Source organism: Candidatus Symbiopectobacterium sp. NZEC127 (assembly GCF_025962675.1).
Classification (GTDB): domain Bacteria; phylum Pseudomonadota; class Gammaproteobacteria; order Enterobacterales; family Enterobacteriaceae; genus Symbiopectobacterium.
Genome location: NZ_JAGFPG010000009.1, coordinates 90,377 through 114,907, shown reverse-complemented (window position 1 = coordinate 114,907; position 24,531 = coordinate 90,377). Strand labels below are relative to the sequence as shown.

At 50.8% G+C, this 24,531-nt stretch carries 19 protein-coding genes; 10 read left to right on the top strand and 9 right to left on the bottom strand.

The features are described 5' to 3' along the window. The first annotated feature begins 93 nt into the window (after positions 1-93). Entirely contained in the window at positions 94-1,083 is a 990-nt protein-coding gene (locus J5069_RS22650) for an aldo/keto reductase (protein ID WP_264645959.1), read from the top strand. A gap of 20 nt (positions 1,084-1,103) precedes the next feature. Then, a complete protein-coding gene (locus J5069_RS22645) occupies positions 1,104-2,153 on the top strand; it encodes an NAD(P)-dependent alcohol dehydrogenase (protein ID WP_264645958.1) in 1,050 nt (349 codons plus the stop codon). Positions 2,154-2,162: 9 nt separating this feature from the next. Here the strand turns inward: J5069_RS22645 and J5069_RS22640 are convergent, their stop codons facing one another. After that, complete coding sequence (locus J5069_RS22640) at positions 2,163-3,884, bottom strand: SulP family inorganic anion transporter (RefSeq protein WP_264645957.1); 1,722 nt, start codon at positions 3,882-3,884, stop codon at positions 2,163-2,165. A gap of 349 nt (positions 3,885-4,233) precedes the next feature. Between J5069_RS22640 and J5069_RS22635 the strand changes: the two genes are divergently transcribed. Both J5069_RS22635 and J5069_RS22630 read left to right on the top strand, forming a co-directional pair. Then, positions 4,234-5,625 carry a Na+/H+ antiporter NhaC family protein gene (locus tag J5069_RS22635; RefSeq protein WP_264645956.1) on the top strand — a complete coding sequence of 464 codons (1,392 nt, stop codon included), beginning with the start codon at positions 4,234-4,236 and terminating at the stop codon, positions 5,623-5,625. Beyond that, complete coding sequence (locus J5069_RS22630; protein ID WP_264645955.1) at positions 5,570-5,740, top strand: hypothetical protein; 171 nt, start codon at positions 5,570-5,572, stop codon at positions 5,738-5,740. The genes J5069_RS22635 and J5069_RS22630 overlap by 56 nt, the downstream gene beginning before the upstream one ends. Before the next feature lie 97 nt (positions 5,741-5,837). Here J5069_RS22630 and J5069_RS22625 read toward each other — a convergent pair whose 3' ends face one another. Then, on the bottom strand, positions 5,838-6,227 hold the full coding sequence (locus J5069_RS22625) for a CesT family type III secretion system chaperone (protein WP_264627935.1): 390 nt from the start codon (positions 6,225-6,227) through the stop codon (positions 5,838-5,840). Positions 6,228-6,307: 80 nt separating this feature from the next. Continuing rightward, positions 6,308-7,720, bottom strand: a complete 1,413-nt coding sequence (locus J5069_RS22620; RefSeq protein WP_264645954.1) for a hypothetical protein — start codon at positions 7,718-7,720, stop codon at positions 6,308-6,310. Positions 7,721-7,987: 267 nt separating this feature from the next. Between J5069_RS22620 and J5069_RS22615 the strand changes: the two genes are divergently transcribed. Then, positions 7,988-8,881, top strand: a complete 894-nt coding sequence (locus J5069_RS22615; protein WP_264628115.1) for a DMT family transporter — start codon at positions 7,988-7,990, stop codon at positions 8,879-8,881. A gap of 65 nt (positions 8,882-8,946) precedes the next feature. On the opposite strand, the gene J5069_RS22610 is transcribed toward J5069_RS22615, so the two are convergent. Next, positions 8,947-9,900, bottom strand: a complete 954-nt coding sequence (locus J5069_RS22610; RefSeq protein WP_222160116.1) for a chemotaxis protein — start codon at positions 9,898-9,900, stop codon at positions 8,947-8,949. Between the two features lie 516 nt (positions 9,901-10,416). Between J5069_RS22610 and katG the strand changes: the two genes are divergently transcribed. Next, positions 10,417-12,615, top strand: a complete 2,199-nt coding sequence (katG, locus tag J5069_RS22605; RefSeq protein ID WP_264645953.1) for a catalase/peroxidase HPI — start codon at positions 10,417-10,419, stop codon at positions 12,613-12,615. A 13-nt stretch (positions 12,616-12,628) separates the two neighbouring features. Here katG and J5069_RS22600 read toward each other — a convergent pair whose 3' ends face one another. Next, positions 12,629-12,862, bottom strand: a complete 234-nt coding sequence (locus J5069_RS22600) for a hypothetical protein (protein ID WP_264645952.1) — start codon at positions 12,860-12,862, stop codon at positions 12,629-12,631. Positions 12,863-13,116: 254 nt separating this feature from the next. Here J5069_RS22600 and J5069_RS22595 point away from each other — a divergent pair, with 254 nt between their 5' ends. Next, positions 13,117-13,713 (top strand): DJ-1/PfpI family protein, encoded by a 597-nt coding sequence (locus J5069_RS22595; RefSeq protein WP_264628602.1) that lies wholly within the window; start codon positions 13,117-13,119, stop codon positions 13,711-13,713. A gap of 37 nt (positions 13,714-13,750) precedes the next feature. Here J5069_RS22595 and J5069_RS22590 read toward each other — a convergent pair whose 3' ends face one another. Beyond that, positions 13,751-14,323 (bottom strand): hypothetical protein, encoded by a 573-nt coding sequence (locus J5069_RS22590; protein WP_264645951.1) that lies wholly within the window; start codon positions 14,321-14,323, stop codon positions 13,751-13,753. A 348-nt stretch (positions 14,324-14,671) separates the two neighbouring features. Between J5069_RS22590 and J5069_RS22585 the strand changes: the two genes are divergently transcribed. After that, the gene (locus J5069_RS22585) at positions 14,672-15,997 is read left to right on the top strand and encodes a GGDEF domain-containing protein (protein ID WP_264645950.1); all 1,326 of its coding nucleotides are present in this window, start codon (positions 14,672-14,674) and stop codon (positions 15,995-15,997) included. Positions 15,998-16,081: 84 nt separating this feature from the next. Here J5069_RS22585 and J5069_RS22580 read toward each other — a convergent pair whose 3' ends face one another. Together J5069_RS22580 and J5069_RS22575 are read right to left on the bottom strand one after the other, a co-directional pair. Next, positions 16,082-17,503, bottom strand: a complete 1,422-nt coding sequence (locus J5069_RS22580; protein ID WP_264645949.1) for an anion permease — start codon at positions 17,501-17,503, stop codon at positions 16,082-16,084. A 39-nt stretch (positions 17,504-17,542) separates the two neighbouring features. Further along, positions 17,543-18,895: an adenylosuccinate lyase family protein gene (locus tag J5069_RS22575; RefSeq protein WP_264645948.1), complete on the bottom strand. Its 1,353-nt coding sequence runs from the start codon at positions 18,893-18,895 to the stop codon at positions 17,543-17,545. 280 nt (positions 18,896-19,175) lie between these two features. Between J5069_RS22575 and J5069_RS22570 the strand changes: the two genes are divergently transcribed. Both J5069_RS22570 and mgtA read left to right on the top strand, forming a co-directional pair. Beyond that, a complete protein-coding gene (locus tag J5069_RS22570; RefSeq protein WP_319801697.1) occupies positions 19,176-19,907 on the top strand; it encodes a GntR family transcriptional regulator in 732 nt (243 codons plus the stop codon). Positions 19,908-20,674: 767 nt separating this feature from the next. Beyond that, on the top strand, positions 20,675-23,383 hold the full coding sequence (gene mgtA, locus J5069_RS22565) for a magnesium-translocating P-type ATPase (RefSeq protein WP_264645947.1): 2,709 nt from the start codon (positions 20,675-20,677) through the stop codon (positions 23,381-23,383). Positions 23,384-23,437: 54 nt separating this feature from the next. Here mgtA and J5069_RS22560 read toward each other — a convergent pair whose 3' ends face one another. Continuing rightward, positions 23,438-24,508, bottom strand: coding sequence for a LacI family DNA-binding transcriptional regulator (locus J5069_RS22560; protein WP_264645946.1), 1,071 nt, complete (start codon positions 24,506-24,508; stop codon positions 23,438-23,440). Between the last annotated feature and the right edge of the window lie 23 nt (positions 24,509-24,531).

Sequence of the window (24,531 nt, the reverse complement as noted above, 5' to 3'; positions counted from 1 at the left end):
AAACCCTAGCGAATTAACGTGGCTAATCGAATTAATCGTGCTGCGCTATGCTTGCTGAATATCGGTAAAGCCGTTAACTGTAGGAGCGTAATAATGCAAAAACGTTATTTGGGAACGTCTGGGCTTGAAGTATCTGCGCTAGGTCTGGGCTGCATGGGATTGAGCCAAGGCTACGGCCCGGCAACGGATACCCGTCAAGCCATTACACTCGTTCGCGCAGCCGTTGAGCGCGGTGTGACATTTTTTGATACCGCTGAAGTGTATGGACCCTATTTAAATGAAGACGTCGTCGGTGAAGCCTTGAAACCTTTACGCGATCGCGTGGTTATCGCTACAAAATTTGGCTTTAACATAGGCAACGACAATAAACAGCAGATGTTGAACAGTCGCCCGGAGCATATCCGTGAAGCCGTAGAAGGTTCACTACGTCGCCTTAAGACAGATGTTATCGATCTTCTCTATCAACACCGGGTTGATCCCGATGTCCCGATTGAAGATGTCGCGGGAACGGTGAAAGATCTGATAGCCGAAGGCAAGGTAAAACATTTTGGTCTTTCAGAAGCCGGTGCGCAGACCGTACGTCGTGCTCATGCAGTGCAACCCGTTGCCGCGTTACAAAGTGAATATTCCTTATGGTGGCGCGAGCCAGAACAAGAAATACTTCCACTGCTTGAAGAGCTCGGCATTGGTTTTGTGCCCTTCAGCCCGCTGGGCAGGGGCTTTCTGACTGGCACAATCAACGCCGAAACCACCTTTACAGAGAATGATTTCCGCAACGTGGTTCCCCGTTTCGCCGCAGAAGCTCTGAAAGCCAACGAAAAATTGGTGATATTACTGGCCGAACTGGCAACAGAACGCCGCACCACTCCCGCACAAATCGCACTGGCTTGGTTACTGGCGCAAAAACCCTGGATTGTTCCCATTCCAGGCACCACGAAGCTGCATCGGCTGGAGGAAAATTTGGCCGCAACAGAAATCACGCTTACGCCAGCAGACTTGCAGAAAATTACCCAGGTGCTGGAAACGGTAAAAATCGTGGGTGAACGTTATCCGGCAGCATTGCAAGCGCATGTTGGCCGTTAATTTTCATAGAGATAATAATTATGTTTAAAACCATCAAAGCCATTGGCACCGATGCGGCAACCAACCCGTTAACCACATTCAGTATTAAACGCCGCGGATTACTGAGCGATGACGTTGAGATGGAAATTCTCTACTGCGGAATTTGCCATTCCGATCTCCATCAACTCAACGATGATTTTGGTGCAGCACACTACCCTATGGTCCCCGGACACGAAATCGTGGGCCGCGTTACCGCGGTAGGCCGTGACGTAACCCGATTTAAACCAGGCGATTACGCTGCGGTGGGTTGCATTGTTGACGCATGCGGTACATGTCCCACCTGCCGCAACGACCTCGAACAGTTCTGTGAATCCGGCGCTACGCTCTCCTTTAACTCACCGGATACGCATCTGGGGGGAATGACCTACGGTGGCTTCGCACAAACCTACGTCTGTCGTGAAAAATACACGTTGAAAATGCCCGCTGCGTTGGATTTGGCATCAGCTGCGCCGCTGCTGTGTGCCGGTATTACGGTGTACTCACCGCTCAAACACTGGCAGGCCGGCGCGGGGAAAGTGGTGGGCATTCTTGGCATCGGTGGACTCGGACACGTCGCGATCAAAATTGCCAAAGCGATGGGCGCACATGTGGTGGTCTTTACCACATCGCAAGCCAAAGTGGCAGATGCCACTCGCCTTGGCGCACATCAGGCAGTGCTATCGACCGATCCACAGCAGATGGCAGCGTTTGCCAGTAAGGTCGATCTGATCCTCGATACGGTTTCCGCAAAGCATGATGTCAATGCATACCTTAACTTACTGAAAATTGATGGCTCCGTGGTGCTGGTAGGGTTGCCACCGGAGCCGATCGAAATTGGGGCATTTAATGTCGTTAAAGGACGTCGTAGTTTCTCCGGCTCGAATATCGGCGGCATTGCAGAAACCCAGGAAATGCTTGAGTTTTGCGCTGAACACGGTATTACGGCTGATATCGAATTAATCAGTGCCAGTCAGATTAATGAGGCGTTTTCTCGTCTGAAAAAAGGCGATGTGAAATATCGATTCGTGCTGGATATGTCCACGCTGCAATAACTTACGTCATCAGGGCGGACTGTCCGCCCTTAGCGTGTTTGACTCCTTGCACTCTTTACTCTGAATCAACCGTAATGCCAAATACAGGTCCGGCACCAGAATCAAATCGTGCACCTTATTGTCGGCACGGTTCATACGGAACCAGCGGGTTAATTCAGTCCGTCGTCCTGCAAGCACCAGATTAATCCCACGCTGTTTGAGCTCGCGTTTCAATTCGTCGATGGCTGCCAGCACGCTGACATCGGCATGGGTAAAGCTGGCTACCGCATCAATCACCACCCAGCGCGGCTGAGAAGTATCGCCATCCACCAGATCGGTAATGCGACGCTTAAAATAGGCAACGTTGAAATAGGTTAATGGAGAATTGAAACGGTACATGATAACGCCGTCCACCGCTCTGATATCACTATCATTGCCGTTATTTAATGAATGGATCATGCCTTCGGCATTGACGCCGAGCAAATGCTCCGTCGGTCGGAATACTGTCTGAAGGAATTGCAACAACCCCAGCAACACCGCCAATCCAATCCCCGGAATAATGCCCACCAGCAGCACACTCAGAAAAGTAAACAGAGCCAGGTAGAATGCCGGGCGATTGCGCTTCCGCAATTGGGATATACTGCGTAAATCCAGCAGCCCCCACGACGCATAAATCAAAATGACGCCGAGTACCGCAATAGGAATATATTGCAGGGGCTCACTTAACAATGCGACCACCAGAGCAATCGCCAAGGCGGCGATCACAGACACCAACTGACTTTTGCCACCGTTGGCATCGTTAACCGCCGTACGCGAATTCGCCCCGCTAATGGCAAAGCCCTGCGATAAACCAGAGACGATATTCACCAGTCCAAGTGCGCGGAATTCACTGTTTACATCCACCTCGTAACCATTTTTTGCCGCGAAACTGCGCGCCGTCAGCATCATGCTCACAAAACTGACCACCGCGAGGTTCAACGCAGGGATCACCAGTTCTCGCAGCAAGCCGGGTTTGAAATCCGGCCAGGATACGGTAGGCAAACCGCCACCGGTATAACCAGAAACCGTTTCTATCCCAAAGCGCGGCAGGTTTGCCGCCCAGGTCAGCCCTGTCGTCAATACGATGGCAAAGAGCGGTGCGGGCCAATTCGGACGAAGATAGCGCACGCCAAACAGGCATAGCAGCGTCAGCAACGAGATGCCCACCGTCGGCCAATGGCTGTTTGCCAGATTCGACGGTAGCGCATAAATACGCTCAATCAGTTCACTGGAGGGAGATGAAAAACCAAACACGTTGCTGATCTGGTTTACTATGATGGTTAGCGCAACGCCGTTAAGCAATCCACTCAATATCGGGCGGGACAACAAATCCGCAATGGCACCCAGCTTGAATCGACTGGCAATGAGACACCATGTCCCCATCATCAACGTCATTACAATCGCCAGTTGCCAGTGAAGCTCCGTATTTCCCGCCGCCAAGGGGGTGATGACCGCCGCGATAACCGCGCAGGTAGCGGCATCCGGGCCAACAATCAATTGCCGCGAAGAGCCGAAAATGGCGTAGGCGACCATCGGCAAAATACAGGAGTAGAGCCCAACGATTGCGCTTACCCCGGCCAGTTCGGCATAAGCGATCGCCACCGGCAATGCGACGGCCGCCACTGAAAGCCCCGCACGAATGTCGTGCTTTAACCAGGTGCGTTCATAAGCAAGCAGATTTGTCAGGCCAGGCGTCAGGGATTTCCACTGCATACTTCTTCCCTTTAATTATCATTTTCGCAATAAATTGCATCATGCAATCCTTTCGCTGACTGGCGACAGAACGCGCTGCACAGCGGGAATGGATTGCATACAAACAACGCACTAATGATTGGAAGTATGGCAGAGATAAAATAAAAATCAGAAGTCGCCCTGTACTGCGACATCTGATTTTTTTGGCCCAGAGCGAACGTAGGGTGTGCAGCCCCCCTTCCAACATTCAGCCTCATTACATTCTCTATACGATTGCAAAAAGCGACTATGCTTAAGCCAGAACGAACCGCGCAACACGATCATTCCGAATTTAAAAAAACTTTTTACCTTAACGGGATATGGAGCATATATGGTCAGCGATCCCAAGCCTCCCCGCACAATAAAAGCGCCCAGTTATTTTGATGCGTTGATCCCGGTAGTCACCTTGATCCTGCTGGTGGGCGCGTCTGTTGCCCTGTTCGGCCTGGATGCGGTAAATGGCCCGCTGCAAGTGGCAATTATTGTTAGCACCATGATCACCTCGATGGTCATATTAAAAAATGGCCACAGTTGGGAAGAGATTTCTGAATCAGGACGAAAAGGAATTGCCACCGTCTCCGGTGCCATCTTTATTCTTTTTTCCGTAGGTGCATTGATTGGCACCTGGAACATGTCCGGGACCATTCCAACCATGGTGTATTACGGCATCGTCATGATCATGCCGAACTGGTTTTACCCTATCGCTTTTTTGGTGTGTGTTGGCGTATCACTCAGTATCGGCAGTTCATGGACAACCGCAGGTACATTGGGTGTTGGCTTGGTCGGATTGGCCAATATGCTCGGCTTATCGCCTGAGATCACCGCCGGTGCCGTCATTTCCGGTGCTTATGTGGGTGATAAAGTATCGCCGCTCTCTGAAAGCACCGTATTGGCTGCCCAACTTAATGGCGTCGAACTGTATAAACATATTCGTACTCAGATGTGGACCACCCTACCCGCAGCAGCTATTGCCCTGATAGCGTTTATTGCGCTGGGTATTAATCAACACAGTGCCTTCGATGCCAGCGTCACGGATAATGAGTTGAAACGGTTTAACGAGCTGTTCCACATTACCCCCTGGAACCTGCTGCCCTTGTTCTTTTTACTTACGCTCTCGGTATTAAAGGTGCCTGCGTCGTTGGCGATTATGTGCTCCGCATTACTGGCGGGCATTATGACGCCGATAATGCAACCGCAAGTGGTGCTGCGTTTTATTGCTGAGCCAGATACCGCGGCACCACTGCTTGCCATAAAAGCCATGTGGACAGCAATGGCAACCGGCTTTCAGGAGAATTCAGGGATTGAGCAGATAGATGCGTTGCTGTCGCGTGGTGGCATGGATAGCATGTTGCTAACCATTTGGCTCATCATCGGCGCGGTTACCTTTGGCATTATGGTGGATGATTTTGGTCTGCTCAACAAGCTGGTGACACCGCTGTTATTACGGGCCAGAACGGTCGGCCGCTTGATTGCTTCGGTCGTTGCTACCGCTATTGGTTTAAACATTGCAGCTGGCGACCAATACATCGCTCTGCTGTTACCCACTCGCTTATTTAAATCTGAATTTGCCCGACGAGGGTTGGCACCGGAAAACCTTTCCAGAGCAGTTTCTGACTGCCGGTATTGTCACCTCACCGTTGATTCCCTGGAACTCCTGCGGTGCTTATATGGCAGCCGTGCTCGGTGTCTCGACCATGGCCTACATGCCGTTTGCCATCTTTAATATTGCTGCCCCGCTGATCACGCTGGCATTGGGCATCACCGGAATAAATATTCGGCGCATTCTCGTCACTGCGGCGAACACACCGCAAGAAAATGATGAGAAAAAGTCACTATAAGCGTCATCACCTTCCCTGCTTAACGGCGGTATGCAGGGAAGGTTATTCGGCTTACTTCTCGGGTTCCATGACAACGCATGGCCTGTTCCAGCCAATCTTATTCCAGCGTTTCACGTAACATATCCAAACGCTGCACAAATTGATTTAAACTTTCGTACAACTCATCCGCATTGTAATTCGTTTCTCGGGCCCCGCCGACGAACATGAGAATATCCGATGATTCATTTAGGCACAGCCCCCCAATCCCCGAGCGTAATGTTTCAAAACTCTCTTTGAGAGTTTTTTGATAGAAAGCGCATGGATTATCTTCATTTTTCAAATGGCGAACCATGCCATAAAAATACCATTTTCCATCATCAAGTTGCAGTGACACGGGACATTTACCATCGATTAATAATAAAACCTGTTGTTTTTCGTCTAATTTTAGATCTAATCCTAGCTTTTCACCCAAAAAATTAATTTGTCTTTCCGATCCATTTCCTGTCATTAATCCCTCTCCCGATAGAGGTACAATTTTACTTCTTCCTCTAACTTATCTGAAAGTGTGAAATCAAAATACACTACTGCTTATAATAGCTTCGCAGTTTCACTGCCGGTTAAATAGACGTCATTATCGCTATTGGATTCGTCTGATGCTGAACCATAAAGACTATCTACTTCATCGGACCGTGATGACCCATCTTGATATAAACGAAGTTCTTCTGCTGTTGGCGGTGGAGGAAAATCATCGATATCTGACAAGTCACCCTGAAAAAACTTAAGTTCTTCTGGCGTTGGCGGTGGTGGGAAATCATCGATATCTGACAAGTCACCCTGAAAAAGCTTAAGTTCTTCTGGCGTCGGCGGTGGTGGAAAATAATCACTATCCGCCCAAGATATCACTTCAGTGTTGTCGTCTTCACTGCATACTGAACTAAAAAAACTGTCAATACTTGACGTATCCGATAACGATTCTTGCAAACCATAAGATGTTACCGGAACTGATAATGGGACCAGATGTTCAGCGCCTCCCCGTTCGACCTTCACTTCATCAATAGAGTTTCTTATAAGACCCTCATAGAACTGTTTCGCTAAATACGCATATATACCGCTACATAATAGATTTTTATCTTCACTACTTTTTAACTTTAGTTCATCATTGAGTAAAAAAACATCGCGGAGCAAGTTATCTAATACACCCGAATCATTATTCATCGATATATTGAGTAGAGCTAACCTTTCATTCATTTTCAACGCAAACGGTTCACCAGGAACTTGGTTAAGGCTCTCTTTCTCCTTATCCGAACCAGACAAGGTATACAAATAGCATTTCAAAGCGTCCAACGGATAACTGTTCTCCAATGCATTTATATTTACAAATTCCAATATGCGGGCCTTAATGACATCATAAATACTTTCAGGGACGCTAGCAGTTTGTAAAATTTTATCTACCTGAACATTTATTTCATCATGAAATTTTTTTAATACGCCATCATCTTTTTCCATGAGACAATCATAAAACTCCCTTTTAATTTCCGGGAATTTATTAACCAACCCTTCTTTCATAACGATAAGGTTTTTTTGATTACAATATTTGGCGGTAAATGAGGAAGGATTCACTGTAGATGCTAATGTTAAGTACGTAGTAACATTCCTACATTTCAGATAATCCGATCCAGATTTAACCTTTGGCAAACGGTCAAGTGAAAACGTATTGCCAAACCCTTTATTTAAAGTTTCTAAAAAAACCATAACTGCATCGTTTTGCTGGAATTCAATTTTTTGTTTATAGCTAGATATGCATTCAAAATCAGAGAGCCATGGGATATTAGAAACAAACAATATAACACGATCAGCTATGGAGTAATTCGATGATAAACATATACCCCCATTATTATTTCTTATTAACCGGATAATATCATCAGACTCTGATTTATCACAAACACTCACAAAGTGAGAATAACCAAGATCGGTTTCTTTAAGCGTTATACAATGAGACATTTCCCCTCCAATACCGTTTAAATAATCAATGATATATTATTAATATCTAAACGAATAATAATCATCACTCACTATTTTATAATCAGGCATTAACACTATAAAATCATAAAAATAACCAAAACCATGACATGGAATGTTTTCAAATAAATGGAAACAGCGCCTCCATAGATAAACAGTTATTTAAATTAATCGTTATTGATTTGTATCATTGCCAATCTTTTACCAATGATAAATCATCGCCAATACGCTAATTAAGAGAATGGAATCATGCCTTATCTTTTACTCACCTTGGCAGCCCTGTTCTGGGGGGGAAATTACGTTGTTGGTCATGTTCTGGTAGTACGCGCTGATCCTATCATCATGACACAAGCGCGCTGGGCCATCACCGCGATACTGTTGATGGCCCTTTATTTCAGGCAGGTACGGCAGCATTGGTCAACGATGCGAACGTCTCTGGGGATCCTGTTTTTCCTCTCCGTGTGTGGGCAAGTCCTGTTTCCCTTGACGCTCTATATCGGCTTGCAATATACCACATCGTTGAATGCCGCAATTTACATGTCAGCCACGCCAGCGGTAGTGTTATTGCTCAACCGCCTGGTGTTCAACGATCCTATCTCGCGTAACAATATGCTCGGAGTCATCCTCAGTACCGGTGGCGTGTTGTATCTGGTGGTAAAGGGGCAAATCCCCACCTCAGAGACCTTTAACGCGCTCAATCAGGGGGATTTATGGACCATGGGATCGGCGCTCAGTTGGGCATTCTATTGCACCTTTTTACGGAAAAAAGACAAAAGCATACCGGGCAATGCCTTCGTGGCCGTTAGCGCACTGCTCGGCGCGATACTGCTTATCCCCCTGGTGTTTGTTTATGTCGTCGATCTTCCTTCTCTCGACGTAGCACCTTACTTTCAATGGGACTTTTTAACCGGATTGGCCTATCTGGTGATATTTCCGTCCTGGCTCTCCTATGTATTTTGGAACAGAGGCATCAGTGACATTGGTGCAACGCGGGGAGAAATCTACACGCACTTGATTCCGTTATCGGGCGGGGTGTTTAGTCTGGTGTTCCTCAATACCACGCTGGAACCCTTTCATCTGGTCAGCGCACTACTGATTGTCTTTGGCATCTGGCTGTGTTCCAAAACGCCGCAACAGGCATAAAGTAAAATGCCGCTGATGCACCTGCAAAGCACCCGCGGCATGAATCTTCTACATTGGCAACAATATCAATCTAAAACAGAGTGAATCGCCTCTGCCAATTCATTAATTTCAAACTTCGCCACATAAGCATCCGCGCCCACCTTGCGCACGTGATCTTCGTTAGCGCTGCCAGACAGTGAAGAGTGAATAATCACAGGCAGTTTTTTAAGGAACTCATCACGCTTGATATTACGGGTAAGCGTGAAACCGTCCATTTCTGGCATTTCCAGGTCGGTCAGCACAAAGGAGATCTTATCCGTAATCGGGCGCCCTTCCTGCTGAGCTTCCTTCGCCATCGCTTGAATCTTGTTCCAGGCTTCTTGACCGGTAACATGCATCAACGTGGGGATCTGCATCACGCTCAAGCCTTGTTCGAGCATGGAACGTGCCACCTTGGAGTCATCTGCCACAATCGCTACCGTGCCAGGTTTCAGGCGGAACCCTTTGGTTTTCAGTTTATCTTCTTTGATGTCGCGATCGACCGGATTCATGTCGTGCAGAATCTGTTCTACATCGAGAACCAAGGCCAGGCGGTTACTGGATTTATCCGCATCCAACCGTGCGATGCTGGTAATATAGGTCGAATTAACCCCATTCTCGGCGGCAAGCACCTGGCTCCAGTCCAGACGCACAATATCATCCACCGATTCCACGGCAAAAGCCTGTGTGCTGCGCGCGTATTCGGTAATCAGAAGAATGTTCAACCCCGTGCTTGGCTCGCAGCCCAGCAATGCTGGCAGATCGATAACCGGTATGACCTGCCCGCGAATGTTAACCATACCCATCATCGGCGGTTTCATGCCCGCCGCTTTGGTCAGCGACGGCATCGGTACGATTTCGCGCAGTTTGAACACATTGATACCGTACAACTCAGACTCGGCACCCTGCGTTGCGGGGCCCAAACGGAACAACAGCAGTTCAAATTTATTGGAGGAAGTGAGATTTGTTCTCTCATCTATCTCTTTTTGAAAATTATCCATTATACCCTCAATAAGAATGCGTATTTATGTGCAGTAGCGAGGTGTCGCGCGTCGTCCGAGTTCAGATGACAAGATACAGCCCTTTCACTGTAAGCTATCCGTGGCATTCTTCAACTCCCTGTTATCCGTTATCGACCGCTATCGACAAAAACATGAGCGTTTCAGTAACAACCTCATGCTATTAAAATCAGCAAGATATAATAACACTATAATATTTATGAATTTATTTCAGTGGTTTTTGTTTTTTACTGTTCACATAATGTTCACTCTTCAGACATAAACATCTGCCGACATGCTGGTGTGCCAGCTATCCACCGTATTTTGTCATCACCTACCTTGCCATAAACCACTCGACCTATCGATTTATAAATAAACATAGATCATAACTATCGTAATAGTTGCCTTTTTCGATTTTAACAATGCCCACAAGATGACTACGCTTAATGTGTCCACAGCACTGTACCGGGCGACCTTGCGCCAGGACCCATGGAACTCATCAGCAAAGGTAGATATCGCATGACAACTGAAAGCAAATGCCCATTCTCTGGTGGCGGCAGTAAGCCCACCGCCAGCAGCGGCACCACGAATCAGGATTGGTGGCCAAATCAGCTCAGTCTGAAAGTACTCCATCAGCACAGCTCGCTCTCCGACCCTCTCAGTAAAAATTTCGATTACGCCGCCGCCTTTAACCGTCTCGATCTGGCGGCAGTTAAAAAAGATCTCCACGCCTTGATGACCGATTCCCAGCCCTGGTGGCCTGCGGACTTCGGCCACTATGGCCCGCTGTTTATTCGTATGGCCTGGCACAGCGCCGGGACCTACCGTACTGGCGATGGCCGCGGTGGCGCAGGTGCCGGACAGCAGCGCTTTGCGCCGCTGAACAGTTGGCCGGATAACGTAAACCTCGATAAGGCGCGGCGTTTACTGTGGCCGATCAAGCAAAAGTATGGTCAAAACATCTCCTGGGCCGATTTGATGATTCTGACCGGCAACGTAGCATTAGAATCCATGGGCTTTAAAACCTTTGGGTTTGCTGGCGGTCGCCCTGACGTGTGGGAACCTGAAGAAGACGTTTACTGGGGCGCAGAAACGACCTGGCTTGGGGATAATAAACGCTATTCAGGTGAACGGGATCTGGAAAACCCGCTGGCTGCAGTGCAAATGGGTCTGATCTACGTCAACCCGGAAGGTCCCGGTGGCAACCCCGATCCTCTCGCTGCCGCCAAAGACATTCGCGACACCTTCAGCCGCATGGCAATGGATGACGAAGAGACCGTAGCGTTGATTGCTGGCGGCCATACCTTCGGTAAAACCCACGGCGCAGGCGATGCTGCATTGGTCGGGCCCGAACCGGAAGCCGCTGGCATCGAAGAACAGGGGTTAGGATGGAACAGCCGCTTCGGCAGCGGAAAAGGTGGCGATACTATCGGCAGTGGACTGGAAGTCACCTGGACACAAACCCCGACCCAGTGGAGCAACTATTTCTTTCAAAACCTGTTTGGCTACGAGTGGGAACTGACCAAAAGCCCGGCGGGTGCACACCAGTGGCAACCTAAAAATGGCGCGGGCGCAGGAGAAATTCCCGATGCTCACGATACGGCCAAGCGCCACGTTCCCACCATGCTGACCACCGACCTCTCCCTGCGCGTTGACCCTGTCTATGAGAAAATCTCACGCCGGTTCTATGAACATCCCGAAGCATTTGCCGACGCGTTTGCACGCGCCTGGTTCAAACTGACTCACCGCGATATGGGACCGCGTGCCCGCTACCTTGGGCCGGAAGTGCCGAGCGAGGAGCTGATTTGGCAAGATCCTATCCCCGCAGTCGATCACGAACTGATCGCGGCGCAGGATATCGCCGCGCTGAAACAGCAAATTGCGGCAACGGGGCTTAGCGTTTCGCAGTTGGTCGCCACGGCCTGGGCATCCGCATCGACGTTTCGTGGTTCAGACAAACGCGGTGGCGCTAACGGCGCACGTCTGCGTCTTGCACCACAGAATAATTGGGAAGCGAACCAGCCCGCACAGTTGGCGCAGGTGTTGAGCGTTCTGGAACGCGTGCAACACGCGTTTAATGTTGCACAATCAGGCAACAAACGCGTGTCACTGGCCGATATCATCGTACTGGGTGGCGTCGTGGGTGTTGAACACGCTGCGCAACAAGCAGGCCATTCGATTACCGTTCCTTTTACACCGGGACGGATGGATGCCTCTCAGGCACAAACCGATGTCGCCTCGTTCGACGTACTTGAACCGATTGCCGATGGTTTCCGCAACTATCAGAAAGGGCACTACAGCACCAGCCCGGAAGCATTGTTAGTGGACAAAGCGCAACTGCTTAACTTAACCGCGCCGGAAATGACCGTACTGCTCGGCGGGTTACGCGTACTGAACATCAATACCGGCCAAACCGCGCACGGCGTCTTTACCCAACGCCCTGGTGTCTTGACCACTGATTTCTTCGTTAATCTACTGGATATGAGTACCACCTGGCACCCGATTGATGCATCGCACACACTGTTTGAAGGGCGCGATCGCACCACGGGTCAGCCGAAATGGACGGGAACACGCGTAGATCTGATTTTTGGTTCACACTCACAGCTACGGGCGTTGGCGGAAGTTTACGCCAGTGCTGATGCGCAGGCATCGTTCGTGCACGATTTCGTGGCTGTCTGGAATAAAGTGATGAATCTGGATCGTTTCGATCTGGTATAGCGGTTATTCGGAGCTAGGGTCGTGCCATAAGACGCTTCTGGCTCCCCAATGTGGCCTTCGGGCCATGTTGGGGCATCACCACAGAGCGGATCGCCGCCAGTGGCGTAATTCCACTCATCAGTTTCACAAAGTAACAGGCAATGCCTTTTACAACCCCGCCATCCAGGAAAAAGTGCAAAGTCCAGGTTCCTGTCGTCATTAGCAGAATAGTCAGGACAAACACGCTAAACCACTTCTGTCGTTGCATAAATACCTCACGCTAAATTGGCACGCAATAAAGCGTGCCGAAATTTGATACCAAGTAAACAAGAAATACATACCAGCACATACTACAACAGAGTGATAATGGCAGAGCGAAAATATGTAGGATTTCTTATTTTTCGGAATAAGCAACTACCATACCCCGGTTGATAAGCACTATGTTCTTGCTGGACTGACGTTTCTTTTTTATGCGCAAGGTTATACCATCGACAGGATAAGCCTTCCCGTGGAGACCCGGCAATGACACTGCAAATTGGTATTTATGTTTTTGATAACGTTGAGGTATTGGATTTTGCTGGGCCTTATGAAGTCTTTACCTGCGCAACGCGTGTCGCAGGCGGACCCGAACCGCGTTTTAACGTGTTCACACTCGGTGAGAAGCGTGCGTCCGTGCGGGCTCGTGCAGGATTAAAGATCGATCCAGATTATGCTCTCGACGATCACCCGGCGCTGGATTGTCTGATCGTGCCTGGCGGGGTGGTTACAGCCGAAATGGAAAAATCATCGGTTATCGACTGGCTTGCTCGCCAAATCCCGCAAACAACCATTACTGCATCTGTTTGCACTGGCGTTTTTTTGCTCGCTAAAACCGGAAAATTCGACAGCAGTTCGGTCACCACCCATTGGGAAGACATTGCCGACTTGAAAGCACTGTTCCCGACGCTAGACGTGAAAAGCGATGTGCGCTGGGTTGATCAAGGGGCGTTGGTCTCATCGGCGGGGATTTCCGCTGGTATTGATATGAGCCTGCATCTGGTCGAGCGTTTTGCCGGGCGCGCGCTGGCAGAAAGCACCGCCAGACAGCTGGAGTTTGATTGGACAGAAAACCCTGAATGATGCGAAACAGGCTGGCTCGCCAGCCTGTTCCTGGGCTTTATTTCACTGCATCGCTCATGATTTTACCGAGAGTGACCACCAACTCCTCACCGCGTTGCATCGCTGGCGCGTAAGCTTTGTCAGTTACCATGGTGACCGGTTGGATCTCCAGCACGCGCCCCTTAAACAAGGTTGAACACACCTGGTGAACCACTTTTTCATTCATTACCGTTTGCAGGCAGCGAAATCTGGGCGCACCGGGCACCGTCAGATCTTTCATTTCCGATTTGATACGCTGACGCAACATTTCCTTTTCAGCACTGGCGACCACGGCATCCAGATCTCGATCGCTGGAGGCCACGGGGATATTGCCTTTTGCATCTGCCGGTAACGTATAAAGCGTGACCAGCACTTTACGCATGGTGGCAGGATCTACGTACTCCACCTGAAAAGTATGGTAATCCGAGACCACCTCAACCGAGCGCCGCTGCAAGCCATCGACCGATTTCGGCAACGCATCGGCAATCTGCTGCGTGGTGAAACCCTCGATAACGTCGGAATTAGCCGTCTGAGCAAAGCCACACAGCGGCAGCATCAGCAACAACCCACACATACCCTGTTTTATTTTCATGATGAACTCCTGACAGTGAAAAAGTATGCGCATGCCATCACGCAGTATTCAGGTTATAACACTAGCGCCTAAAAGGATTTTCCATCCTGCTATTAAGGGCTTTTTTTGCCGAAACGCCGACAATTTGCATCGACTGTGATCAAAAACAATACGTTAAAAACCAGCAGGTTTCATGCAGAGTACTGTTTGCTCTTAGGCTTACGTGTATGATTGCACGCTATTTGAGAGGCCGAGCACTATCCCGTGGAGAAATGGGCAGAGATTATGCATGTAAACCTGACACTGTTTAAAAGTGACAATGTGCTTTTAAACAGCTTTAACGTTTTTATATTGACACTACTAGGCTGCATGTTGGGTTCACATGCGCGGATGTCAGGCATCGATCTCTCTGTTCTCTGGCCCGTCAACATTCTGGTTGCCGCTCTGTTTTATCGTTGTCGCTATCTGAATACCCCGTGGTATTACGGCGTTGCCTATAGCGCCATGATCGCGCAAGACGGCCTGCTTTATGGTTGGGGCATCAGCGCCTTCACCATTAATAGTGCCAACCTGGTGTTTATCTTTGTACTGGTCAAATTATTGTGTTGGCCGGGGCGATATCGTCAGCAGGAAGCTGATATTTCCACGTCATTACACCTATTTGCCTCCTGCATGATCGCCGCCCTTTGCTGTGCGCTGGTCGGCGCGTTCACGCAACACCTGGCCGAACAAACACGACAGTCTTTTCAACAGGATGTGCTTAACTGGTTCAGCGATCAGTTTTATACCGCTGTGCTGTTTTTGCCGTTACTGCTGACACTGCGTAGCGATTTCACGTTGCGCATGCCCACAGCGGACTGGCGCAGCAGCATCCCCTTGGTGTTTCTTGTGCTGTCACTGGGATTGGGCACGCTGATTGGTCCGATTGCTATTCTGGCGTTTCCCCTGCCCGCACTCACCTGGTGCGCCATCGTGTACCCGCTGTGGGCGATACGTCTGATCACCTTGTGCACGGGCATTGTTGAGCTGATCGCCACAGCGCTTCATGTTCAGGGGATTTATGACCATCAGGACGCCCTGTTTATGCAGGAGATCACCATCGCCCGCATCAGTATCGCCGCGATCATCTTCAGCCCATTGCTGATGGCCATGAATGCCAAGACCATTCGCCAGCTTAACCAGCGCTTGTTGATGCAGGCCAGCCACGATTTCCTCACTCACCTGCTTTCACGCTATGGCTTCAACGATGCGCTAAACCGTTACGGGAAAATTCCCCGTTATCGGCAAGCGGCCATCAACATGATGCTGGTTGATATCGATCACTTCAAAACCATCAACGACAGTTACGGGCACGATAACGGCGACATTGTCTTGAAACACGTTGCGAACCTGATTCAACAATCGATCCTGGAACCGGGTTTGGTGAGCCGCATCGGTGGAGAGGAGTTTGCGGTAGTGTGTTTTGATTTCTCAGAGCGAGACTTTTTTGCGTTAGCAGAGCAGTTGCGCACTCAAATTCACGACACGCCCTGCTTCATTAACGGCTCGCCGGTATCCGTTGCGGTGAGTATCGGCATTGCCCATGCGCCCTCTTCAGCGATGGACCTGACGCAGCATGTGCACCAACTCTTTGCTGCCGCCGATAAAAACCTGTATATCGCCAAACGGGAAGGCCGCAACCGGACGGTACAGTAAGCGCAAAGCAGGTTGCCTGATACCGCCCAAGGCAACCTGTCTTATCATACTGCCACCGTCATCAGGAGCGGGAGAAGCACTACCTTAATAGAAGCCAAGCAGCTTCCACCACAGCAGACCCACGCTGAAGGTCAGCACCACGTTACAGGTGACCACCGCCGCGTTAATTTTATAAAAGCGCGGTCGCGTGAAATAGCCCTGAGCGAAATAAATAGGCCCCGGCCCGCCGCCATATTCAGTATTGCCCCACATCAGGTTACTGAAAATCCCGAAGCAGATAGCGACCATCATCGGTGGTGCCCCCGCCGCGATGGCCGTGGCAGCAAAAGGCACATACAGGGCAGCGACATGCCCGGAAGCCGTTGCAAACAAGTAGTGCACATAGATATAGAGCACGCCCAGCAGCACAAAGGTCTGCATGGCACCAAACCCGTGGATCAGGTTACCCAGCAAGCCCGCCATCCATTTGATGAACCCCAGATCGGAAAGTCCGGTAGCCAGACTGATGATCACGCTAAACCAGATAACCGTGTCCCAGGCCGCATGATCTTTCAGCAAGGCTTTCCAATCCACAGCGCCGACGGCAAACAGGTACGCCGCCAACCCTAACCCTACGGATGTCGCCGACAAACCGGTAATCAGGCTGGTTCCCCACCCAACCAATGCCAACAGAAAACCAAACGCCACTTTCTTTTCCGTTGTGGTCATCGGACCTAACTGAGACAGCGCCTCACGTCCCATCACTTTGGCTTCCGGCGTGCGCTTCAGTTCAGGATTCACCAGCTTGTACACCAATAACGGCATCAAACAAAAGCAGACCAGGGCAGGAACCACAGCGGCAATAAACCAGCCGCTCCAGGTGATTTCAACGCCCAGCGAGCTTTTTGCCAGACTGCTCACTAAGGGATTCGCGGCCATACCGGTCAGGAAAATGGCACCGGTAATCGGGGTAAACTGAAAGCAGACCATGGTCAGGAAATCCCCGATCTTTTTGCCGCTTTCACCCGGAGCCGATCCCAATACGGTATTGATAGAGCGCGCGATGGGGAAGATGATTCCCCCTGAACGGGCGGTTACCGAGGGCATTGCGGGTGCCATAATCAAATCGGAAATGCCCAGTGAATAGGCAATACCCAGGCTGCTTCCGCCAAACAATGAAAGCATCTTATAAGCAATACGCTTACCCAGCCCTGAAGTGACAAAGCCCAGAGACAGGATATAAGCGCAGAAAATCAACCACACGGTGCCGCTGGCAAAACCAGACAGCGCTTTTGCTTCGGTAAGCGTTTGGGTGAAGATAGCCACGCAAAGCGCGATTAGCATCACCGCCCCCGAGGGCAATGGCTGCGTCAAGATGGCTGCGATGGTAGCAGCAAAAATGGCGAACATATGCCATGCCTGGGGCGAAAGGTTGGCAGGTACGGGAGCAAGCCAGATAGCGATGCCCAACACAATGGGCACCGCTACGGCGAACACCTTTTTCCCTGTGGATGAATCCGATGACATAATCATCTCCTCATTCGTAGAGCGGGTGAACGCCGGACATTACGACCGGCTGGCAGAGCTTTTCAGCACTTGATCGACCATTTCTGGCGCCATACCCAGATAGTTGGTCGGATCGGTCAAACGCTCAATCAGTTCCGGAGCCAGACGGTCCGCCACGTTCGGCATCGCATTGAGCACATCCGCCAGTCTGCCGCCCTTCTCATTCACGATACGACAGGCGTCGTAGACAATATCGTGCGCATCCTGCCGACCAATATAAGGCGCCAGCCCCATCATGACGGCTTCTGCTACGATAAGTCCTTTGGTCATATCGAGATTACGCGCCATCGCCTGCTCGTCCACGATCAGACCGCTGAGCATAAAGTTGGCCTGATGCAGAGCACCGGCGGAGAGAATGAAGCTTTCAGGAATGGCGATCCATTCTGCATGCCACGGCCCGGTGGCGCGTTCGAGATCCTGCACCATGGCATCTAGCATCAAACCGGCTTGCTGCCGCACGCCTTTGGCACATGCCAGCATCAATTCGCTCGAAATAGGATTACGTTTTTGCGGCATGGTGCTGCTGGCACCGCGGCCTTTCACAAAGGGTTCATACAGTTCGCCAAACTCATTGGATGCCATCAACATCACGTCATAGGCAATCTTGCCCAGCGAACCGGTCATCAGCGCCAGCAGGTTAACCGCTTCGGCAAAACCATCGCGCGCCACATGCCAGGTAGAGACAGGCACACCCAATCCCAGCTCTTCCATCAGCGCTTTCTGAACCTCCAGGCCTTTATCACCCAGAGAGGCCAGCGTTCCGGCGGCACCGGCAAATTCCCCAACCAGAATGCGAGGACGCGCCTGATCCAGACGCTCCTGATGGCGATCGAACATATCCAGCCAGATAGCCGCTTTATAGCCGAAGGTTACCGGCAACGCCTGCTGCAAATGGGTGCGCCCCGCCATCGGCGTAGTACGGTAACGCTTAGCCAGACCGGCAAGCGTCCCACGCAATGTCTTGATTTCCTGCTCAATCAGCTCGAAAGCATCACGGATTTGCAACACTACAGCGGTGTCCATGATGTCCTGAGTGGTTGCCCCCCAGTGAACAAAGCCACCGGACTCACCCGCCTGTTTGGAGATTTGATGCACCAGCGGCAGAATCGGGTAACCGACAATTTCGGTCTCATGGCGCAGCAGATCGAAATCCAGCGTATCGGCATTGCAGCGCTGGGCAATTTCTTGCGCCGCTGCCTCAGGGATTACGCCACAGCGTGCCTGCGCTTTGGCAAGCGCTACCTCAACGATGACATATTTTCTAATCAGTTCGTGGTCGTCAAAAACGGCGCGCATTGCTGGCGTGCCAAAGGCATCACGAAACAGTACGGAATCAAGCACATTCGAAGCCATAAAAGCATCCTGAAATGAGAGTAAGAGTGATAAACTGCGCCTGTCATGCCGCAATGGGGTTGCCAGTAAGCCAATACTGTTAACAGGCATGGCAGGCGCATCGGGTACTCACCTATCTGTACTATTGTTTATGTACAAGCACGTTTAAATGTACGAACAATTTCAAATGTACGGACATTGTGAATGTACGAACAAGATAGAATGTACGGACATAAAAGCGAAAGCGCTTTAGCGCAGCTTTGTGATATTGATCAGTTATGCGGGAAAAAAACCGTTGCCTATAAAAGAATCGTTGTATCGACGCATTGCGCGTGAACTTGCACAGCAAATCCTCTCCGGACAATACCCGGTGGGTTCCCTGTTACCGACGGAAATGGCGCTGTGCGAACACTATCAGGTCAGCCGACACACCATGCGGGAGGCGCTGCGCGATTTGACCGAGCAGGGATTGATCACGCGGCGCAAGGGGTTGGGCACACAAGTGGCAGACAAAGCGCAGCATAAAGGGTTGAATCACCCGTTGGCCTGTCTGGAAGATCTGTTTTTTCTGGCGAAAAATAATCCGCGTGTCGTGAAAAGGATTGATGAAGTCGTTGCTGACTACGATCTGGCACAGACCATCGGCTGTGAGCCGGGATCTCGCTGGCTACACGTTGCCAGCATTCGGGAAGACAGTGAAAACAAAGATGCGCCCATATGTTGGACGGACAGCTACGCCAGTGCCACCTTCACCAAAGTGCGCCAATTGGTACGCAGTGATCCCTTCGCGCTGATCAGCGATCTGATCGAAACCCACTACGGCATTCAAAGTGAAGAGGTACGGCAGACCATCTCTGCGGTCACCGTGTCGGCGAAAATTGCCAAGGTGCTGGGCGTTGAGCCCGGATCGCCAGCGCTGAAGATTGTTCGCCGCTATCTGGATCGAGACGGCAATACGTTTGAAACCACCATCTCGGTGCACCCCGCCGATCGCTATGCGTGTTCTATCGTACTGACGCGGGCAAAAGGCTGAAGGCTTCACATTTCTCGTGAAACGGATATGAATCACTCACGCGTTGCAGATACGTTTATAATTCAACCGTTATAGTACGCGCAGTATAACTACGGAGAGCGTTTTTTTGGACAGTCAAAGCGATACACGTTGTGAAAACATCGTTCGTGAAAACATCGATGGTAAAAACAGAAGCAACAACAGCATTACCTCTCCGGCAAACTGACACACCCTAATGTGCGATGCTTGCCGGTAACGGCGGGCGACGCAATCAGCATTACGATCACAATTGCATCCCTGTTAAACGTTCATCCAAGACGGCGGATATGAAAAGCCGTACACACAGGAAGCATCAGGATGCATCTCTACACTTACGCACTCTTTCCTCCCGGCCAACAGCGCCTTTATATCCAGTAATCCCTCGCTTTCAGGCAGCGGCGGAGCCGTTATGACAACGCTCACCCGTCTTACCTTCAAGCGATGATACTGAATACACGTCTGGTTTCTTCGGAGATTCCTGCGATCCCGGCGTTCCGGCATCATTACGTTCAATCTATCGCTTCTCAGCGGTTAAGGAGCCGAAATGGACGATCACCCCAGTCAGCAATCTACAACGCGTAGCAAGGGATGACACGCTAGCACGTTTGCTTCTCCGTCCTCTCTGTCACGCATAACAATTAGTCCGTTTGCACATCATGCCTTTGAAGGACGGCTTCTTTACGCCCTTAAAAAACACGGCCCTTGAAAAGACGTCCTGAAAGCGATGTGCTAAAAAATGAGTAACGGTTATGACTCAGATGTTAGAAAACTTGCCCGTTCGCCGTCAGCAGTCGGTAAAAAAAAGCTACCTTATTGCAGACGAAGCGGTAAAAAGCCTTGATAGCACCCTTTCCTCACTTTCTACCAACCTGGACGGTTTGGTTGAGGCCGAGGCCAAAGAGCGCTTACTTGAAAACGGCCCCAATCAGGTGGCACAAGAGAAAGCGCCCCCCGCGTTGACCCAGCTCATCGGCGCCTTTAATAACCCTTTTATTTTTATTTTGCTGGCGTTGGCCGCCATCGGCACGTTTACCGATTATTGGCTGCCCTTGCAGCGTGGAGAAGAGACCGATTTAACGGGCACCATTATCATTCTGGTCATGGTAACTCTGAGCGGTCTGCTGCGTTTCTGGCAAGAATTCCGCACCAATCAGGCAGCAGAAGCGTTGAAATCGCTGGTGCGTACCACCGCCACCGTACTGCGCCGTGCCCATCCCAATGCCCGCGCAGAATGCCAGGAGATCCCGCTGCAAGCGTTAGTGCCTGGCGATATCATTTTGCTTTCGGCAGGGGACATGGTGCCCGCAGATGTAAAACTGGTTGAATCGCGCGATCTGTTTATCAGCCAGGCGGTCCTCACCGGTGAATCCCTTCCCGTCGAGAAATATGACACCTCAGCCCATGTGGCAGAGAAATCGTGTCAGACGCATAGCGGCCAGGAGGGAGAATCGCTGCTGGAAATGGGCAATATCTGCCTGATGGGCACAAATGTCTCCAGCGGCATCGCCAAAGCTGTGGTGGTGGCTACCGGTAATCACACCTACTTTGGTTCGTTGGCTAAATCCATCATAGGCACCCGTGCGCAAACCGCGTTCGATCGCGGTGTCAACAGCGTGAGCCGTTTGTTGATCCGCTTTATGCTGGTGATGGTGCCAGTGGTATTGCTGATTAACGGCTTTACCAAAGGTGACTGGGCCGAAGCGGCGCTTTTCGCGCTGGCCGTCGCGGTTGGGCTGACGCCAGAAATGTTGCCGATGATTGTTACCGCCAATCTGGCGAAAGGGGCAATCAGAATGTCGCGCAGCAAAGTGGTCGTCAAGCATCTGAATGCCATTCAGAACTTTGGTGCCATGGATGTGCTCTGCACCGACAAAACCGGCACATTAACGCAGGATCGCATCATTCTCGAACACCATCTGTGCGTCAACGGGAAAGAGAGCGAGCAGGTGCTGAGACTGGCCTGGTTGAACAGCTTCCACCAAAGCGGGATGAAAAACCTGATGGACAAGGCCATCATCCGCTTCGGCAAGGAAAAACCGGACATTGCGGCGCTAACCCAGCATGACAAAATCGATGAGCTGCCCTTTGATTTTATTCGCCGCCGCCTGTCCATTTTAATCAACAGCGGAAACCAGCAGTACCAGTTGATCTGTAAGGGCGCGGTAGAAGAGATGCTCGCCATTGCGACCCATATCGACGATAACGGCGAAAGACTTCCACTGGATGATGCCCGTCGTAGCGCGCTGCTTGCACTGGCTGAGCGTTATAACGAGCAAGGTTTCCGTGTATTGATGATAGGAACGCGTGAATTTGGTGCCAGCGATTACCACTTCCCACTCTCCGAAGCCGATGAGCGGGACCTGGTAATCCATGGCCTGTTGACCTTCCTCGATCCCCCGAAGCCCTCATCCGCTTGTGCGATCACCGCACTGCGAGAAAACGGGGTGCAAGTTAAAGTGCTTACGGGTGACAATCCGGTGGTATCCCGCAAAGTGTGCAACGATGTCGGGCTTGATGCAGACCAGCCGCTGCTCGGTGCTGATATCGATAAAATGGATGACGCCACGCTGGCGCGCGAAGTGGAGCAGCGTACGCTGTTTGCCAAGCTGACGCCGATGCAAAAATCGCGCGTACTGAAAATGTTGCAGCGTAACGGCCATACCGTCGGCTTTTTAGGGGATGGCATCAACGATGCCCCGGCACTGCGTGATGCGGATGTCGGTATCTCGGTGGATACCGCAACGGATATCGCCAAAGAGTCGGCAGAAATCATTCTGTTGGAAAAAGACCTGATGGTGTTGGAACAAGGGGTGATCACCGGGCGTGAGACATTCGGCAATATCATCAAATACCTGAACATGACCGCCAGTTCCAACTTCGGTAACGTATTTTCCGTTTTAGTTGCCAGCGCCTTTATTCCCTTTTTACCGATGCTGGCCATCCATTTGCTGCTGCAAAACCTGATGTACGATATCTCCCAGCTCAGCCTGCCGTGGGACAAAATGGATAAGTCGTTCTTGCAACGCCCGCGCAAATGGGATGCGAAGAATATTGGTCGCTTTATGTTATGGATTGGCCCAACCTCTTCGTTGTTCGACATTACCACCTTCGCCGTGATGTGGTATGTGTTCGCCGCCAACAGCGTCGAGCATCAGGCATTATTTCAGTCAGGCTGGTTTATTGAAGGATTGTTGTCGCAAACGCTGGTCGTGCATATGTTGCGCACGCAGAAAATTCCTTTTATTCAAAGCACTGCGGCCCTGCCGGTGATGCTGACCACCGCATTGGTCATGGCGCTTGGTATCTATATTCCGTTCTCGCCGCTGGGGGCGTATATCGGTTTAACGCCGCTGCCGTGGGAATATTTCCCCTGGCTGGTCGCTACCCTGCTGAGCTACTGCCTGCTCACTCAGGTGATGAAACGCATCTATATCCGACGTTTCGGCCAGTGGTTCTAAGCTGAGCAAACGGTCACTCACGCAACATTGCTCTGCGCTGCGGCGTGAGTCGTCTTAATCGTAGAGTTTCTCTTCATCTCCGCGCGCTGGTGTTCGGCTGGCGCGCAGTCGTTTGACGGAGGCATTAAGCGCCATGGTGCCGTGCAGCAAAATGTTGCTGGCAGGGCGTAAGGGCGATGCCAGACGCTGCTGCAATAACCGGATCGCTTCTTCTCCCAATTCATCACGCGGCACATGCAGCGAGGTCAGCGGAATATCATGCAGCGCCAACAAATTAAAACCATCAATGCTCATGATGGAGATATCCTGCGGTACGCGAATCCCCGCACGTTGCAACGCATTCATTGCCCCTAACGCCATAAAATCGCCGCCTGCCAGAATGGCGGTTGGCCGCTTTTCTTCCGGGCACTGCGCGAGAAATTCAGTCAATGCACGTTCACTTTCCGCAGCGCTGAAGCCGTTTGCCAGCAGCAGATGGCAGGTCTCATCAAAGGGGAGATTATGGGCGTTCAGCGCTTCCCGTATCCCTTGTAAACGCCACTCCATGGTATAGCGCCGCAGGCAGACCAGATTAAGGATGTTATGGTGCCCTTGCTCAATCAAATAGTGCATCGCCACCTCGCCAATCAAACGGTGATCCGGTGAGACGCTGGGTAAACGCATCTTTCTGTCATAGCTGTTAATCAGGATGCAGGGTTTGCCCAAATCCGCCGCCAGGGCGTGAATATAGGGGTCATCAATCCCGATCAGCAGGGCCGCTTCCGTCAACGGATCGTTCATCTTTTCCAGAAACAGGGCCGCATCACTGTTGTTTTCTTCCAGCCCGCAGTAGCGCAAACGCACCTCATGGGGCGTCAGCGCATTGACCAGGCCCTGGATCACTTTGTAGTAAAAGATGTCAGACCGCGAATCAAACGCTCGCGACGGCGCAAACACCATAATTCCGTTGATTAACAGGCGTCCAGAGGCAATATCATCAAGCACACCGTACTCTCGCGCACAGGCCATCACGCGCTGCTTGGCGTTTTCGCTGGTGTTAAATTTGCCTGACAACACGCGAGATACCGTACTGATAGAAAGCCCAGTTTGTGCCGCAATTTCCTTGATTTTAAGCTTTCCATTCATTTTGTGATCCCCTTCAAATTTGA

Bases quoted from the DNA above. Each gene is read 5' to 3' on its own strand.
- J5069_RS22650 (WP_264645959.1), top strand. From the start codon at position 94: ATGCAAAAACGTTATTTGGGAACGTCTGGGCTTGAAGTATCTGCGCTA.
- J5069_RS22645 (WP_264645958.1), top strand. From the start codon at position 1,104: ATGTTTAAAACCATCAAAGCCATTGGCACCGATGCGGCAACCAACCCG.
- J5069_RS22640 (WP_264645957.1), bottom strand. From the start codon at position 3,884: ATGCAGTGGAAATCCCTGACGCCTGGCCTGACAAATCTGCTTGCTTAT.
- J5069_RS22635 (WP_264645956.1), top strand. From the start codon at position 4,234: ATGGTCAGCGATCCCAAGCCTCCCCGCACAATAAAAGCGCCCAGTTAT.
- J5069_RS22630 (WP_264645955.1), top strand. From the start codon at position 5,570: ATGGCAGCCGTGCTCGGTGTCTCGACCATGGCCTACATGCCGTTTGCC.
- J5069_RS22625 (WP_264627935.1), bottom strand. From the start codon at position 6,227: ATGACAGGAAATGGATCGGAAAGACAAATTAATTTTTTGGGTGAAAAG.
- J5069_RS22620 (WP_264645954.1), bottom strand. From the start codon at position 7,720: ATGTCTCATTGTATAACGCTTAAAGAAACCGATCTTGGTTATTCTCAC.
- J5069_RS22615 (WP_264628115.1), top strand. From the start codon at position 7,988: ATGCCTTATCTTTTACTCACCTTGGCAGCCCTGTTCTGGGGGGGAAAT.
- J5069_RS22610 (WP_222160116.1), bottom strand. From the start codon at position 9,900: ATGGATAATTTTCAAAAAGAGATAGATGAGAGAACAAATCTCACTTCC.
- katG (WP_264645953.1), top strand. From the start codon at position 10,417: ATGACAACTGAAAGCAAATGCCCATTCTCTGGTGGCGGCAGTAAGCCC.
- J5069_RS22600 (WP_264645952.1), bottom strand. From the start codon at position 12,862: ATGCAACGACAGAAGTGGTTTAGCGTGTTTGTCCTGACTATTCTGCTA.
- J5069_RS22595 (WP_264628602.1), top strand. From the start codon at position 13,117: ATGACACTGCAAATTGGTATTTATGTTTTTGATAACGTTGAGGTATTG.
- J5069_RS22590 (WP_264645951.1), bottom strand. From the start codon at position 14,323: ATGAAAATAAAACAGGGTATGTGTGGGTTGTTGCTGATGCTGCCGCTG.
- J5069_RS22585 (WP_264645950.1), top strand. From the start codon at position 14,672: ATGTTGGGTTCACATGCGCGGATGTCAGGCATCGATCTCTCTGTTCTC.
- J5069_RS22580 (WP_264645949.1), bottom strand. From the start codon at position 17,503: ATGTCATCGGATTCATCCACAGGGAAAAAGGTGTTCGCCGTAGCGGTG.
- J5069_RS22575 (WP_264645948.1), bottom strand. From the start codon at position 18,895: ATGGCTTCGAATGTGCTTGATTCCGTACTGTTTCGTGATGCCTTTGGC.
- mgtA (WP_264645947.1), top strand. From the start codon at position 20,675: ATGACTCAGATGTTAGAAAACTTGCCCGTTCGCCGTCAGCAGTCGGTA.
- J5069_RS22560 (WP_264645946.1), bottom strand. From the start codon at position 24,508: ATGAATGGAAAGCTTAAAATCAAGGAAATTGCGGCACAAACTGGGCTT.